The organism is Rhodanobacter sp. G2-10 (assembly GCF_055809185.1).
The window spans coordinates 207938-223286 of the sequence record NZ_CM147900.1 but is presented as its reverse complement, the minus strand read 5'-3'; the positions used below and the strand labels follow the sequence as shown (position 1 = coordinate 223286).

Below are 15349 nucleotides of genomic sequence, written 5' to 3'. Positions count from 1 at the left end.
GCGGGAGCCTGCTTCAGACCACCCGATGCAGCGACAGGCCGTGCCGGACCAGCGGATCCACCAGCCAGTGATCGAGCAGCAGGAAGGCAAACAGCGCCATCAGGTACACGATCGAATACTTGAATACCTTCATCGCGAACAGCTCGTCCGGCGGGTTGAGCAGGCGGATCGCGTAGTACAGGAAGCCGAGATCGAGCACCACCGCACCCGCCAGGTAGATCATCCCGCTCATGCCGGTGATCGCCGGCAACAGGGTCACCAGGGTCAGCAGCACGGTGTAGAAAAACACCTGCCAGCGCGTGTAACGGACGCCGTGGGTCACCGGCAGCATCGGCACGCCGGCGCGTGCGTAATCGTCGCGGCGGAAGATGGCCAGCGCCCAGAAATGCGGCGGCGTCCACACGAAGATGATCAGGCACAGCTGCAGCGCGAACGCGTGCAGCTCACCGGTCACGGCGGTCCAGCCCAGCACCGGCGGAATCGCGCCGGCGAGGCCACCGATCACGATGTTCTGCGGGGTCGCGCGCTTCAGATAGCGGGTGTAGACGAGCGCATAGCCGATCAATCCGGCAAAAGTCAGCACCGCGGTCAGCGTGTTGACCAGCAGGGCCAGCACCACCATCGAGGCAATCCCCATCAGCACCGCGAACACCAGCGCCTGGTGCGCCGTGAGTTTGCCGGTGGCCAGGGGTCGACGGGCGGTGCGCGCCATCAGCTTGTCGATCCGCTCGTCGATCAGGTGGTTGAACGCCGCCGCCGAGCCGGAAGCCAGCCAGATGCCGAAGGTGCCGAACACCAGCGCCCGCCACGGCGGAATGCCCGGCACCGCCAGGAACATGCCGATCACGGCACAGAACACCAGCAACGCGACGATGCGTGGCTTGGTCAGTTGCAGATATTCGCGAATCAACTCCATCTCAACCTGACTCCCCTGACATCGGCGCAGCATCCTGCGTGCGCGCCAGTGTCGCCAACAAAGTGAACAACAGCAGCGCCGCCATGCCATTGTGCGCCGTGGCCACCGCCAGCGGCAGGCCGAAATAGACATTGCTGATGCCCAGCAGCACCTGGCACAGCAACGCCGCCGCGATCGTGATGGCATAGCCACGCAGCCCACGCCGCGCGGCCTTGAACGCCAGCCAGCCCAGATAGCAGAACACCACCAGCGCACCGATCCGGTGCGCGATCTGGATGGCGCTGCGCGCGGCCATGTCGAGCACGCCGCCCTCGTAGTTCACGCCGATGCCGCGCCACAGCACGAAACCCTGGTGAAAATCGGTCGGCGGCGCCCACTGGCCAAGACACTCCGGAAACGATCCGGGACCGTAGCCGCAAGCCAGTGCCGCATAGTTCGACGAGGTCCAGCCGCCCAGCGCGATCTGGCACGCCAGCAACACCACGCCGATCACCACGAATGTGCGGAACCCATCGAGTTGCCCGTCGGGCGCTGCCACACCGGCAAAGCGCAGCGCCACGTACGACAACAGGCCGAACGTGAGCATGCCGCCGAGCAGGTGGCTGGTCACCACGATCGGCTTGAGCAGCAGGGTCACGGTCCACATGCCCAACATCGCCTGGAAGATGATGACCGCCAGCGCCAGCACGCAGATCTTCCAGGCAGGCGGCCGCGGCAAGCGAAACGTCGCGAACAGCGGCAGCGCGATGGCACAAGCCGCCAGCAGCGACGACCATCGATGCTCACCGCTCATGTACAAGACCACCCCGACCGCCGCGAAGACCGAGCCGGCAATCACCGCGAGCAGCGCGCCACGTCGGCGCCAGCTGGCCAGCAGCGCAAGTCCCAGCACCATCACACCCAGGGTACCGGCAAGAAACCGGTGCACCTGCTCGCGCCAGGCCTTGTGCGCCTCGTACGGCCGCCCCGGAAATTCGGCGTCCGCGTGCGCCACCGCCTGCGCATGTTGCGGCCAGGTGACCTGGCCGTAGCAGGTCGGCCAATCCGGGCACGACAGCCCGGCATTGGACAGGCGCACGAACGCGCCGAACATCACCAGGCCGAAGGCAAACAACGCCGCCAGCAGGGACAGGCCGCGCAGGATCCGGATTCGACGCGTCGCCATCACTTGATCACCTTGCGCACGTCACGCAGGAGGCCCGCCGCATCGAAGCCGGCGGGATAGAACGACAACGCCGTGCCGTTGGATTCCACCAGCAGCGCGCTGACGCTGTCCGGCGTTTCGGGCCGGAAACTGGCCAGTTTGCCGTCGACATCCGTGCCGATGCTCCAGTAGGCAAGCATGGCCTGGCGCGCACTGGTGTCGGCCGGAGGCGTTCCCACATAGAGCAGCCGCAGGCGCGACTTGTTGCGATTGAGCATGAGCTGCGCCTTGGCCATCGCGGTCAGCACATCGAGGCATTGCGCAGCGCAATCCGGGCCAGCCAGCGCCACCAGGGTCATGCGCGGCTCGCTGTCACGCCAGGCCCAGTGGCCACCATCGGCCGTCTGCACCTGCAGCTGTTCCGTCACGAAATTGCGTTGCGGCGTAATCGGTTGGCCCGTGCTCTTGGTGCCGGGCTGCCAGCCACCCACGGTGAGCAGGCCCGCCACGATCATCGGGCCGGCAAACACCAGGCCGATCAAAAGCAGGTAGATGCGGCTCTTGCGCTGGGACTTCGGGTCAACAGGTTTCATCGGGGCAGTCATGATGTGGGTTCACGAGGTTTCTATCGGGGTTTGCGCGGCCGACGCTTGCGATGCAGCACCAGCAAGATCACCACGGCGGCAAGCGCGAACGAGAACCACTGGAACGCGTAGGCGCGGTGCCGGATCGGCGGCATGGTCAGATCGAGCGTGTGTCGCCGGACGTAGATCGACGCGCTGTCCGCGTCCAGCGCCAGCACGCGTGGATACAGTGGCCGGTCAAGATCGCGCGCGACTTGCGCCGGGGCCAGGTAGATGCTGCTTTTCGGCCAGCGGGTCTGCCGCGCCAGCGCATCACCGCCCATCTTGAAGCCGGTCGGTGGCGGCGGCACGTACAGGCCGTGCAAGTCGACCTCAGCGGTCGACAATGGCGGAAGTTGCGGGGTCTTGCCGTTGCCGTTGCCGGGCAGGAAACCCAGGTCGACCAGCAACAGCCGGTGCTGATCGCCAATCTGCAGTGGCGCGAATACCTCGACCCCGCCAAGCTCGTCGTGCCGGGGGTTGTCCAGCAGATACAGTCGATCGGTCAGATAACGCCCGCGCACCTGCACCCGCGGAAAACTGTCGGCGGGCGGGTTGGCCGCGACCGCAGCAAAATCCTGCAGCGGCGCGGTCTGCGCCGCGGCATAGCGACGCAGCAGCGATTCCTTGAAGTCGGCGCGATGCAGCTGCCAGACGCCCAGGCGTATGAAAAACAGGGCTCCGGCGACAGTCAGCAACAATGCCCACCACGACGGACGGCGAAATCCGATCATGCGGACGGACCGTCGCTGGTGGCTATACTGCCGCTGTCGAAAAACATCAGGTCTGTCACGTGGAAACCGTCTACAAAATTGCGCTGGTGGTGGTCTTGCTGGTGGTGATCTTCAACCTCGGCCAGGCGCTGTACTTCATGATGACCGACAAGGATGACGACAGACGTACGGTCTGGGCGCTGACCCGCCGTATCGGCTTGTCGCTGGTGTTGATCGCCATGGTTGCCCTCGGTATCTGGATGGGCTGGTTGCATCCGCACGGCGTCGGCCAGTGATTGTAGCGGTTGCGCCCCCGCGGCGCCGCTGCTGCGACGATCAGGGCACTTGCCAGCGGGCGCAGAACCAGTCCTGACTAGCTCGGCACCCGGTAATAGTCCCGATACCAGCGCACGAAACTGGCCACACCCTGCTCCACCGACACGCCGGGGTTGTAGCCCACGGCCCCCGCCAGCGCCGACATGTCGGCCTCGGTATCGGGCACATCGCCAGCCTGCAGCGGCAGCATCTGCATCTGCGCCTTGCGACCCAGGCATTGCTCCAGCACCTCGATGTAGCGCATCAGCTCCACCGGCTGCTCGTTGCCGATGTTGTAGATGCGGTACGGCGCGACGCCGCTGCTGGCCGGGTCCGGCGCCTTGCCGTCCCAGTCGGGATTCCTGCCCGGCACCGTGTCCAGGATGCGCACAACACCTTCGACGATATCGTCGATGTAGGTGAAGCTGCGCTTGTGGTGGCCGTGGTTGAACACCTTGATCGGCTCGCCAGCCAGGATCGCACGGGTAAACAGGAACAGCGCCATGTCCGGCCGCCCCCAGGGTCCGTAGACGGTGAAAAAGCGCAGCCCCGTGCAAGGCAATCCGTACAGATGGGCATAGCTGTGCGCCATCATCTCATTGGCCTTCTTCGAGGCCGCGTACAGGGTCAGCGGATGTTCGGTCGACTGATGCTCGGAAAACGGCATGTGCGTGTCCGCGCCGTACACCGAGCTGGTCGAGGCGTACACCAGATGCTCGACATCGTGATGCCGGCACCCTTCGATGACATGCAAAAAGCCGGTGACATTGGTCGAGACGTAAATGTGCGGGTTCTCGGCCGCGTAGCGCACGCCGGCCTGCGCGGCCAGGTTGATCACGCGCTGCGGCTTGTGACGCGCAAACACGGCTTCCATCGCGGTGCGATCCGCAAGGTCGACGGCTTCATGTCGATAGCGCGGATGATCACTGAATCGCGCCAGGCGCGCCTTCTTGAGCACGACGTCGTAGTAGTCGCTGAGATTGTCGATGCCGATCACTTCGTCACCACGCTCGAGCAGACGCATGGCCACGTGGGAGCCGATGAAGCCGGCAGTGCCGGTGACGAGAATTTTCATGGATTCGAGGATTTGAGTTGAGGGCGGGGTTCAGTGTTCAGTGTTGATTTTAACGGGCAGCTTTTTGCCTGGATGTCCCTGGAGGAGGAGTGGAGCGCGGCGGAGGCTTGTTTGAGATCGCGGATCAACTGGCGCTTTCCAGACACCGAAAACTGAAAACCGAACACCGAAAACCGCCCTACAACCTCCCATCCACGCTCTCACGCGGCAACACATACTTCACGTCATAGAGCACGCTCGACGGCTTGCCGAACGCGCGCACGCCCGTGCTGCCCAGTTCCGCGAACTCGCGATGACCGACGGCCACGATGACGGCGTCGTAGCTGGCCGGTGACGGCGCATCGATCAGATCCAGCCCGTACTCATGCCGCGCCTCGGCCGCGTCGACCCACGGATCGAAGATGTCGACTTCGGTGCTGTAGCCGCGCAAGGCCTCGACGATATCCACCACCCGCGTATTGCGCAGGTCCGGACAGTTCTCCTTGAACGCGAGCCCCAGCACCAGGATGCGTGCGCGCACCGGATTGATGCCCTTGCGCACCATCAACCGGATCACCTCGCCGGCGATGTACTCGCCCATGCTGTCGTTGGTGCGCCGGCCTGCCAGGATCACGTCGGGGTGATGCCCCACCTCCTGGGCCTTGTGGGTGAGGTAGTACGGATCGACGCTGATGCAGTGGCCACCGACCAGGCCGGGCCGGAACGGCAGAAAATTCCATTTGGTGCCCGCCGCTTCCAGCACCTCGAGCGTATCGATGCCGAGCCGATTGAACAGCTTGGCCAGGTCGTTGACCAGGGCGATGTTGAGGTCGCGCTGGGTGTTCTCGATGACCTTGGCCGCCTCGGCCACTTTGATCGAGCTGGCCTTGTGCGTGCCGGCGGTGATCACCGAGCCGTACAGGCGATCCACGAAATCGGCCACTTCGGGAGTGGAGCCGGATGTGACCTTGAGGATGTTGGTCACGCGGTGCTGCTTGTCGCCGGGATTGATCCGCTCCGGGCTGTAGCCGCAGGAGAAGGAGTTCGGTGTTCGGTGTTCGGTGTTCGGTGTGGTGGTGTCGTAGGTGAGGCCTGAGAGGCGCTCGAGGATCGGGACGCAGACTTCTTCGGTGCAGCCGGGGTAAACAGTCGATTCGTAGATCACCACGTCACCGGGCTTGATCACGCTGCCCAGTGCTTCGCTGGCCTTGATCAGCGGGGTCAGGTCCGGGCGCTTGGCGCTGTCGATCGGCGTAGGTACGGTAACGATGTAGACGTTGCAGCCGCGGATGTCGTCCAGCTGCGAACTGAACCGCAGACGTGTCGCCGATGCCAGCTCGGTCGCATCGACTTCCAGCGTGTGATCGCGCCCGCGGCGCAATTCCTCCACCCTGCCGGCGCGGATGTCGAAACCGGTCGTGTCGTATTGCTTGCCGAACTCCACCGCCAGTGGCAGGCCGACATAGCCCAGCCCGACAATGGCGATCTTCGTATTTTCAAGCGATTGCATGTGGCGCTTCCATGGTGATTTCCATTGACGGGTTGCTCTTTCAATACGGGGACAGGGCCGGAAGCATCGTTCCGGCAATCCGGTGATCGGTCAGGCAGGAGAACAAGAGCTGATTGGCGGGTTGTCAAAGCCGCACGATAACCAAGCATCCTCGGCCCGTAGCCACGCATGTCAGCGCGAAAACGATAGCACCATCCATGTCCGTCCGGACATGCACGAACAGCTGATGCTGGGGATCGTTCGATCGCACGGGTACCGAATGAGCCTCCGATTGGCCGGGACGGAATCCCCGATCGGCGAAAGGGCGGAGCTGGTCGTCTGCCGAGGACATACCTCGTCGGCCTGGCCGCAGCGATATTCGGTTTGACAGTGATGTCCAGTTCATGGCCGCTGGCCCATGCTTGCGTTGAATCCCCAGCTGGCTGGGGCAACTGCGCTTCTCCCGTGGCCAAGCCGCGGATCTTCGGCCGCAACAAGCAATGGTCTGATATGACGATGCTCCGTGTCTGGCACGCGTTGGTGTACCTCGGCGATGGCGCCGTGCTGATTCCGTGTGCCGCGCTGCTTTTCGTGTGGCTGATCGCAGCGCCGATGACACGCCGCAGCGGATGGTGGTGGCTGCTGGCCATGCTGCTGGTGAGTGCAGGTGTGGCGTTGAGCAAGATGCTGTACATGGTGACGGGATGGTCGCCGTCGGGGTGGAACTTCACTGGCCTGAGCGGGCATGCGGCGTTGTCGTTCCTGTTTTTCCCGGTGGCAGCCGCATTCGTCGGCAGCAACGCCAGAACGGCGCTTCGCATCGTACTGCTCGTTCTGGGCGCAAGTGTGGCTTCCGCCATTTCGGTCGCCAGCTGGATGCTACGCGAGCACTCCCTGATTGAGCTGGTGCTGGGTGCGTTGTGGGGCGCACTGGCCGCGGCGATCTTCCTGACCATCACCTGGCGCCACGCGGCGCATACCCCGGTGCTGCGCGGGTGGATGATCGTGGGCCTGCTGGTGTTGGCCACTGTCACATACAAGCGCGAATTTCCGTCCACCAAGGTTCTGAGCTGGATCGCCGTGCATATGAGCGATGACTCGTCCATCCATACGCGGACCGACTCGGGCTCCTGAGCATGTGTCGGACTTGGGCGGTCCTGCCTGGTTGAGCGCGCGCTTACTTGCGCATGAAGCGGCGGCGCGCCAGGGAGAGAATCAACCGTTGCAGCGGATTGCGGTTTCCGCCCGGGCGCCACGTGCGTACCAGTTTGTTCCGATAGGCATCGAAGTGCATGCCGTGGGGCGCGGCTATGACCTTGCCCCGGCCAAGCAGGATCTTCAACGCCTGGGTGCCCGCTATCCCGGCGCAGATTTCGCATGCCATGGGCGTCGACGGCCCGCGCTGATTGATCAGATCCACCGCGGAGGGTTCCACCAGATAGCCCTGATGCAGCACGGCAGGCGCCAAACCCACCATGAAGCGCAGCAACTGCTCATTCCTGGGCTGGCCATCCAGCCGGAAATACTCCTCGAAGGTCATCTGCCCTGGCAGGAATGCCAGCACGGCGGCTCCCATGCCCAGCGGCGCCGCGGTGATTGCGGGAATCCCGCGTTCGGCACACAGGGCGAACAGTCTGGCGCGGATATCGAGGACGAAAAAATCCAGCCCGTCGACATACAGGTCCACGCCGGAAAGAAACTCGTCCATGTTGTCGAAGGTGACCCCGTCCGGAAATTTCCTGATGTCCAGGTCCGGGTTGATGTCCCGCGCCATGCGTGAGACGACGTCGATCTTCGGCTGCCCCACCGTCGACTGGAACGCCCCGGCCTGCCGGTTGAAATTTTCCACCCCGAAACGGTCGAGATCCGCGAGATTGAACGCCTGGACGCCGAGTCGGGTCAAGGTCAACAGGTGACTGCCGCCCACGCCTCCGAGTCCCGCAATTGCGACCCGGCTCGAACGGAGCGCTGCCTGCTCGACTGCGGTGATCCAGCCGATAGTCCGACTGAAAGCCGTTGCGTAGTCAAACGGTTCAGTCGTCGCGCTTGCATCAGACATCATGAGGCACCTGCGCTGCGGTGTATGACGTGAAGCTGTTGTGTAGCGAGCACCGTACCATCCGCTCGTGACGGCCTACAACGCCGCCCACCCGGGGCGTGTCTGGACCGCAGAGTTCGCCGATCCACGAAACGTGCGCTCGGTGACCCGCGAATGGCGGCGTACCCGGCTTGATGAATTCGAGGCGCATGCTCGAGCGTGGAATGCCATCGATCCGGGGTAATGCAGGATTCCAGCCTGGCGCGCCCGCTGCGCAACGAAAGCAGTCCATGAAAAAATGGCGCCGCTTGAGAAAGCGGCGCCATTGATCGTCAAACCACGAGACACCTGCTTACGCGAGGTCGTCCGAGTCCTTGCGGCGCCGGCGCAGAGCCAAGCCCAGGAAGCCCAAGCCAAGGCCCAGCATTCCGATTGTGCCCGGTTCGGGTACAGTCAACGACCTGCCAGTCAGCGTGCCAGTACCCACGATCGGATAGTGGCAGATGCTGGTCTCATCGCCCGAAACAGTTTCACACTGTTTGTACGGCTGTGTCGAAAACGCCGAACTTAGGTCAAAGTCCGCGCCGTCTGCCCTGGTGTTCGTGTCCATCCAGTACGCTGCCGGGCCTCCGGTCGCATCCAGCAACCCGAATCCAGCGGACAGTGAACCTGGCGCAGAAATGGGACCGTTGATGTTGGAATACAGGTCGCCCACTGCCGTGAAGCCGGTAAACGGAGCGGTATGGCCCGTCAAAGTGAGCCAGTACGTGCCCACGCCAGCGGTCGTGGGATCCTGGACATCGAAGGTGCCGCCAGCGTCAACGTAAAAATTGAGGGACCCGCCCGTGAAAATCACCTTCGGATTCGTTGCCGTGCCCTCAATCGCCGACAGCGTGTACTCGAACTTGAAGGTGAGGCTGCAACCCGAGCAGAAGGTGCCGCTTCCGTTTATCGACCCAATCTGCCCGTAACCGGTCAATTTGTCGCCTATGCCGGCAACGGACGACTCACGGAAGTTGAGTGCCTGGACGGTCAGATCCGTCCCGTTATCCGGATCCCAGGTGATACCCCCCACGGTAATGGGTGTTGCGAGCGCAGCTCCGCTCCATGCACCCAGCGCCAGGGCGCAAGCGAGTGCAGCTCCAATGGTTTTCTTCTTCCACATGACTTTATCTCCTTGAGAGAATCAGTACAGAACAACTTCGGCAGGCAGCGACATCAGGTGACATTGCCCTCGGTAGTTTGGAAGCAAGAAGCAGGCCAGAGTGGTAACGTACTGTTTTTATTGAATTTGTATGCTTGACGTTGGTCGATCCACTCAATATCCGTAAGGTTTCCCGACACCATGCAGCGGCGCAGACTGTTCATTCGCCCACCATGGCCATGTAGGTTATTGTTTTAGCTTAGGTTTATTTCAAGAAACGCGTCGATCGGCGGCGTAAAGGATTCCGGCGTGGTGGAAATCACCTGCTCTTCACGTTTGCGCGGTAAAACCGCAGGCAGGACCGAGAGGGGCGCGAAGCGCACGTCTCAGCGGGCTCCTCGCACGGAAGATCGCGTCCCGTGCGGCGCACAGGCATCGGGTAGCGCGAACGCAAAGATACAGCACATCCGGGGCCACTATGGGGCCGCGCCAAAGCTCTCTGGCGCTCGTCGGCCACTGCGATCACGCAGTCGGGAACGCACGCGCCCAAGCCGCAGGAACACCAGCCCGCAGCCCGACCCGCTCACGTCATTCAGGGCAGCCCTGAGATGCAACAGCTGCTGCCTGAACCGCGGCTCGATCGGCACGAACCCCAGGCTGAGCACTCCAGCGGCGGCGTATGGTTGAACCGAGAGTCCCTCCAGCGTGGCCTGAAGCCAGACACGCTGCAGAGCGCGCCCACCCGCGACCACATCCGATCGCGCAGCGGACGGCACCACCAGCAGACACAGGCCGGGCGACAGCCGGATCGGCAGGTAGGCCGAGCGCCACCCGAGCATCGACGCTGCGCCAAGCCGATTGAGTGTGGCCATCACGGCGGGACGCCGCATCATCTGGAAGGCCGGGCGCATCGGCGGCTCCACGGCAAGCGTCGCCGGGGCCAGACCTTCTTCGCAGGCGCCGTGCCAGCCTGCGTCAAAGCGGACGCTCGAAAACAGTTCCGCGTGCAACGTAGGACTCTTGAATCGCAGCGTTTCGGCTTGCCGGATGACCTTGAGCGCGGCTTTTCTCTCATCCGCAGACGGCGGCCAATACAGCCGCAGCCCGGAAATCGACCCGGCCTGGGCGTTCATTCGTGCCTGCGAATCGGCGGTGATCGGGCCGCGCCAGGGAAAGCGGCGATCGGTATGACGCAGCTCGATCGCAGCGGCCAATGGCTCGGTCGGATTCAAGCCGGGGTCACGACGCCAACCGATGCGGGCGACCCACAACTCGTCTTCCGAGTCCGGAAAGGTCTGCACATGCGCCACGTAACCCAGCGAGCGGGCGTGGATGACCATGTTTTCAAGGCACGCTCCGGCAGCCAGATCGCTCAGAACATATCGGGTATCGGAAACGCGGCCGCTACGGCCCGCATCGATCCGCAGGTCCAGCTCGTCGCCGCTCCACGCGAACCGCCACGGCTGCGAGTTGTCCGCCGAGGGCGCGGCAATACCTGCGCCGAGAATGCCTGCTTTTGTTTGCTCGTCCACGGTACGTCCCGATCAGATCATCTGATTGCTGTCACTGACCCTTGCAGCCTGCCTTCCAAGCGTACCCCTTCCACGATCGCCGACGCGCCTCCCTGAGGCCAGATCGTCCATCCGTCCGCTGCCAATGGAAGAGGCCACCGACCCAACGACCGCAGGTCGCGGCTCAACGCTGCAGTTCGATGCGCTGGCCTTTCGCGCCTGTTTCAAGCTTCAAATCGCGTGATTGCGCAGTGCTCCGCATGGCCTCTCACCGCTGGCAAGCTGGCATTCATGTATATGAAATCGCGTCGTAGCGCGCGTTTTTGGAGATTCCAGCCATTATTTGCCTGTTTTTCCTGCATTTCCTAACGCGCATCACACAAATGAGGGGCTTTCATCGCATAGACTTCACGCCACCATCGCACGACGTACACGCCCAAGAGGGGCACCGGTCGCCTGTGAAACGGCCACAGGCAGGAAGCGACTCGCGGTGACACGTGACCAGGTGTTGATGTCCCATGATGAACGCTTCCCTCAACTCGCCATCCGCTGGCGTGACGACGACCTATCCCTCCCGCTCGGCGATGCGCGGCACTGAACCGCAGTGCGCATGTGCGAACAGCCTCGCGCAAGTCGAGGCTGCGTGGCAGCTGGTGTACCAGCGCTACTCGGAGATGGGCTTGATCAACGAGAACCCGTTCGGCATCCACGCCGTGCCCGGTGCCGTGGGTGAACACGCCTGCGTGGTCTGGGGACCTGACGGGGCCGATGTCGGCTACACCATGACCCTGTTTCGCGACAGCCCGATGGGCCTGGCGTTGGACAGCGTCTATGCTCATGAGCTCGACCAACTGCGCCACAAGGGACGGCGCCTGCTCGAGGTGGGCATGCTGGCCGATCGTCGCCAATCCGCCTCGCGCGGCGTCGGTGCGCTGTTCAGCATGATGCGCTGGGCGGTGCACTACGCCCTGCATGCCGATTTGACGGATATCGTTATCGGCGTGCATCCGCGGCACGCCCAGTTCTACACGCGTTGCTATGGTTTCGAGGAATTCGCCGAGCCGACCAGCTATCCCCTGGTGCGCAACAACCCGGTGGTTCCCCTGCGTCTGCGGCTTCGCGAGTGCCTGGCAAAAGACGTGTTGCCGCGGGGACTTGCCGATGCGCGTGACAATCCGGTGCCCGCCAGTGCGTTTTCGAATCGCTTCGCATTCGAGCCCGAGCAACTGCGGGGCTCACTGATCGCGGACTTCCTGAAAGAGCGGTTCTGCATCGATCCCAGCCTGCGGCCTGTTCCGGCCTCGGCGGACTACTGCCTCGCTCAGTCGGCGTAGGCTCCGCAGCGGACTCGCCGGGCAGCTGCGCCCCAGTGGCTGCTGTCCAGCGACGACGCAACATCCCGGGGCCATGCCCGTCGCCAGGGATGGCCCGGAATCGTGTCGCATGGTGGTCGACCGGACGATTCGCGAACCCGGTTTTGCGAATCACCGCGTCCCGTTCATGCCCGGCCGCTGGCGCCGCCTCTGCAAGCTGTAAGCTGCACCGATGGCCAGCAACCCCAGCCCGAACAGGCCAAGCTCGCCGGGCTCGGGTACGGATGTCGCAGACAGGGTAACGCCAGCACTTCCGGGATCAGTTTCAAAGTCGGTCAGCAGGTAAAAATCCCTGCCGTCACCCAGCGCGGGGGTGCTGAGGAACGTCATCCCGAAAGAGCTGCCATCGGCTGGCAGGAACGAGGGGCATTGAATCGCAACCAGCGTATTCGGGTCGTCACTGTCGCATTGAAGCTGAGCACCGCCTGCTCCGGTGGGAACCGTCAGGTCGAAATCAATTTGACTGGCGCCAGCGCCCGTCTTGTTGTTCAACCAGAGGCAAAAACTGAAGCCGGCTGTATCCACGGCGGGATTGATGGGACCGGCAGGCGGATGCAAACAGCTGACAAAGCCGGGATGATAGGTAGTTCCGAAATAGTAGATGTTGCACGGGGTACTGCTGACGCAATCCGGGAAAGGGTTGGAGGTAGTCAGCGAACCGGGCGGATCTACCACCCTGACTCGTACGGCAAACGCACTCGGAGCGGCGAGAGCGAGAGCAAATGCGACAAGTGCCACAGCCAGATACCGTTTCATCGCTGGATCCTCTGAATAGGACGACGCATTTGCGGCGGTGCCGCAATCACCGGGCGATTCCATCCGGCCGTTTGCCCAATGCATAGCCAATGCCAGCGTCCAAGCCATTGATTTCATTGAGAGCGAATCGGGGCGGTCTGTCGAATTCGTAAACGTTTTCGACATCGGATTTACGTTTTCGGGCTTGCACGCACCCGGCACCATCTTGCGCATGCCGGTTGACCATGTCGGGCAGGGCGCGAGCCGCGGCGGTCAACGCTTCCTGGCGTCGGTCGAGGCAGTGGACGGCAACTGGTCCGGCACGGGCAGCCCGGCCGTCCGGCACAAGGCGGCAAAACGGGGATCGCTGCGATACGCAAGCACGAACGGATCGGTCAGCAAGTTGATACTGGGATCACTCTGCTTCCAGGCGCGGTGCAACCATTCGAACATTTCATCGGGTTGCCGGCGCAGCGCATAAAGGTCGGCAATGAGATAGGGCTGGTCCTTGCCGTTCTTGCTCACATAGTCGCGCAGCGCGGCGTCCGCTCGTTTTTTGTCGGGATCGATTTGTAGCGCCATGGTCTGTATCCACGGGGCGTACAGCGGATCGGTTTCCTGCTTGGCATTGCGCTGCGCGGCAGCAGCATTGCCGCGCAGGATGTCGACGGTGGCCAGGAGCGTGTAGGCAACCGGATAACCCGGTTGCCGGCCCAGCGTTTGACGAATGGCGAGCTCGGCCGCGTCGAGATCGTGCTGGCCCAGCAGGACGCTCGCAAGGTTGACGTAGAAGCCGGGGCGCAGCGGATCGGTGGCGATGGCCCTGCGCAGCAAATCGACTGCAGGCTGCAACTGTCCCACAGCCGCCAATCCATTGGCGAGGAAATTCATCGTGGTGGCATCGTTGGGCGCGAGCGCATGCGCCCGCTTGAATTGCAACAGCGCACCGGCCTGGTCGTTGTCGGCCACGGACAGCAGGTAGCCACGGTCTGCGTGCGTAAAGGAAGCATCAGGCGCCAGGGCCTGCTCCCGGTCAACGGCGGCACGCGCCTCCCTGTAGGCCTGCTGGCGCGCATCACCGGTCAGGAAAGCTTGTCCCTGGATGACCAGGGCGTTGGAAAGCAGCCCCCAGGTGAACGCGTAATCGGGATCGAGCTTCAGTGCCTTCCGAAACAGCACGACTGCCTGGCGCGTTTCCTCCTCGCCGCCCGTGCGCGCCAGCGCCCGACCCTGCAACATGAGCTGGTACGCCTCGACACTGCCGCCGGGCGGCTTGTCGCTTGCCACCAGGGACTTCCCCAGCAACTTGACCCTGAGCGCTGCCGCCACCGCCTGGCCAATCCGGGACTGGATGGCGAACACATCCTTGAGTTCTTCGTCGTAACTGTGTGACCAGACGCTGGTGCCGTCTGCGGCGCGGATCATGCTCACCGTGACCCGGATCTTGTTGCCTTGCTGGAACACCGAACCCTGAATCAGGTTGGCCACCTGCAGCGCCGCGCCGATCTGGGCCGGGCTGCTGGTGGAATCGCGAAACTTGAAGCTGGAGTACTTGCCGATGACCTTGAGCCCGGTGACCTGGGTCAGTTCGGAGATGAGTTCCTCGGACAGGCCGTCGGAGAAATACTGTTGCTTCGGATCGCCGCTTTCGTTGGTAAGCGGCAACACGGCAACCGACTGTATGGGAATTTTTGCCAGCGCCGCGGCAAGCGCCGTGGCATCGACCTGTTCCGCCTGGCTACTGACATCACGACGCAATACGAACTGGTTGGTCACCAGCAGCACCACGGCCACACCCAGTACCGCGATGATCCAGCGGTCCGCCCTTCTGGCGGTATGCTCCTGGATGGAGTGTTCGGGAGGAACCTCGCTCTCGAGCTTCAGGCCGGTCGGGGTGAATTCGTAGAACCAGGCGATCAGCACCCAGAACGGGAAGCCGATGATGCAGGCCACCACGAACCACTTCGTGACCCAGTTGGGGGCATTGAACACCGGCAGCAGTTGCGCCAGCCCCTGCGACAGCGCCCACGCGGCCGCGATGTAAAACGTGCCCGCCCGCAGCACGTTGCGGCGCTTGAGTTCCCCGAAAAATGCCGCTGGCTTCAAGCCACCGCCCCTCGAGTCGGGTTATTGTGATCCACGTCACAGATTGTACTGCTGCAGCCGGACATGCAAGCTGGCATCGGCGGCGGGGTTCCCGACGGGAGCGGTGGCGCCGAGAACGGGGCGGGAGGTTGCCACGCCGGGACTCCGGACCGGTAACGCCGCTGGTACACTCAATTGTCATATGGATT

14 protein-coding genes are annotated in these 15349 nt (G+C 63.2%); 3 read left to right on the top strand and 11 right to left on the bottom strand.

Annotation, left to right across the window (positions count from 1 at the left end):
* Positions 1 to 13: 13 nt before the first annotated feature.
* Genes cyoE through AC0L58_RS00940 form a run of 4 tightly spaced genes read right to left on the bottom strand, consistent with a single transcriptional unit; the run spans position 14 to position 3417 of the window.
* Positions 14 to 916, bottom strand: a complete 903-nt coding sequence (cyoE, locus tag AC0L58_RS00955; protein WP_473685783.1) for a heme o synthase — start codon at positions 914 to 916, stop codon at positions 14 to 16.
* Between the two features lies 1 nt (position 917).
* Entirely contained in the window at positions 918 to 2081 is a 1164-nt protein-coding gene (locus AC0L58_RS00950; protein ID WP_473685781.1) for a COX15/CtaA family protein, read from the bottom strand.
* Entirely contained in the window at positions 2081 to 2653 is a 573-nt protein-coding gene (locus tag AC0L58_RS00945) for a hypothetical protein (RefSeq protein WP_473685779.1), read from the bottom strand. Before AC0L58_RS00945 ends, AC0L58_RS00950 begins: the two co-directional genes overlap by 1 nt.
* Before the next feature lie 32 nt (positions 2654 to 2685).
* A complete protein-coding gene (locus tag AC0L58_RS00940) occupies positions 2686 to 3417 on the bottom strand; it encodes an SURF1 family protein (RefSeq protein WP_473685777.1) in 732 nt (243 codons plus the stop codon).
* Positions 3418 to 3476: 59 nt separating this feature from the next.
* Between AC0L58_RS00940 and AC0L58_RS00935 the strand changes: the two genes are divergently transcribed.
* Complete coding sequence (locus tag AC0L58_RS00935; protein ID WP_473685775.1) at positions 3477 to 3692, top strand: twin transmembrane helix small protein; 216 nt, start codon at positions 3477 to 3479, stop codon at positions 3690 to 3692.
* A gap of 77 nt (positions 3693 to 3769) precedes the next feature.
* Here AC0L58_RS00935 and AC0L58_RS00930 read toward each other — a convergent pair whose 3' ends face one another.
* Both AC0L58_RS00930 and tviB read right to left on the bottom strand, forming a co-directional pair.
* On the bottom strand, positions 3770 to 4786 hold the full coding sequence (locus tag AC0L58_RS00930; RefSeq protein ID WP_473685773.1) for an NAD-dependent epimerase: 1017 nt from the start codon (positions 4784 to 4786) through the stop codon (positions 3770 to 3772).
* 178 nt (positions 4787 to 4964) lie between these two features.
* On the bottom strand, positions 4965 to 6275 hold the full coding sequence (tviB, locus tag AC0L58_RS00925; protein WP_473685771.1) for a Vi polysaccharide biosynthesis UDP-N-acetylglucosamine C-6 dehydrogenase TviB: 1311 nt from the start codon (positions 6273 to 6275) through the stop codon (positions 4965 to 4967).
* Between the two features lie 489 nt (positions 6276 to 6764).
* On the opposite strand from tviB, the gene AC0L58_RS00920 reads away from it, so the two are divergent.
* Positions 6765 to 7388 carry a hypothetical protein gene (locus AC0L58_RS00920; protein WP_473685769.1) on the top strand — a complete coding sequence of 208 codons (624 nt, stop codon included), beginning with the start codon at positions 6765 to 6767 and terminating at the stop codon, positions 7386 to 7388.
* A 43-nt stretch (positions 7389 to 7431) separates the two neighbouring features.
* Here AC0L58_RS00920 and AC0L58_RS00915 read toward each other — a convergent pair whose 3' ends face one another.
* The 3 genes from AC0L58_RS00915 to AC0L58_RS00905 form a co-directional block, all read right to left on the bottom strand.
* Positions 7432 to 8313, bottom strand: coding sequence for a ThiF family adenylyltransferase (locus tag AC0L58_RS00915; RefSeq protein WP_473685767.1), 882 nt, complete (start codon positions 8311 to 8313; stop codon positions 7432 to 7434).
* A 331-nt stretch (positions 8314 to 8644) separates the two neighbouring features.
* Complete coding sequence (locus AC0L58_RS00910) at positions 8645 to 9457, bottom strand: PEP-CTERM sorting domain-containing protein (RefSeq protein ID WP_473685765.1); 813 nt, start codon at positions 9455 to 9457, stop codon at positions 8645 to 8647.
* Between the two features lie 455 nt (positions 9458 to 9912).
* A complete protein-coding gene (locus AC0L58_RS00905; protein ID WP_473685763.1) occupies positions 9913 to 10968 on the bottom strand; it encodes a nitroreductase family protein in 1056 nt (351 codons plus the stop codon).
* Positions 10969 to 11465: 497 nt separating this feature from the next.
* Here AC0L58_RS00905 and AC0L58_RS00900 point away from each other — a divergent pair, with 497 nt between their 5' ends.
* On the top strand, positions 11466 to 12281 hold the full coding sequence (locus tag AC0L58_RS00900; protein WP_473685761.1) for an N-acyl amino acid synthase FeeM domain-containing protein: 816 nt from the start codon (positions 11466 to 11468) through the stop codon (positions 12279 to 12281).
* A gap of 150 nt (positions 12282 to 12431) precedes the next feature.
* Here the strand turns inward: AC0L58_RS00900 and AC0L58_RS00895 are convergent, their stop codons facing one another.
* Both AC0L58_RS00895 and AC0L58_RS00890 read right to left on the bottom strand, forming a co-directional pair.
* Positions 12432 to 13289, bottom strand: a complete 858-nt coding sequence (locus tag AC0L58_RS00895) for a PEP-CTERM sorting domain-containing protein (RefSeq protein ID WP_473685759.1) — start codon at positions 13287 to 13289, stop codon at positions 12432 to 12434.
* Positions 13290 to 13328: 39 nt separating this feature from the next.
* Entirely contained in the window at positions 13329 to 15161 is a 1833-nt protein-coding gene (locus AC0L58_RS00890) for a hypothetical protein (RefSeq protein WP_473685757.1), read from the bottom strand.
* Positions 15162 to 15349 lie beyond the last annotated feature (188 nt).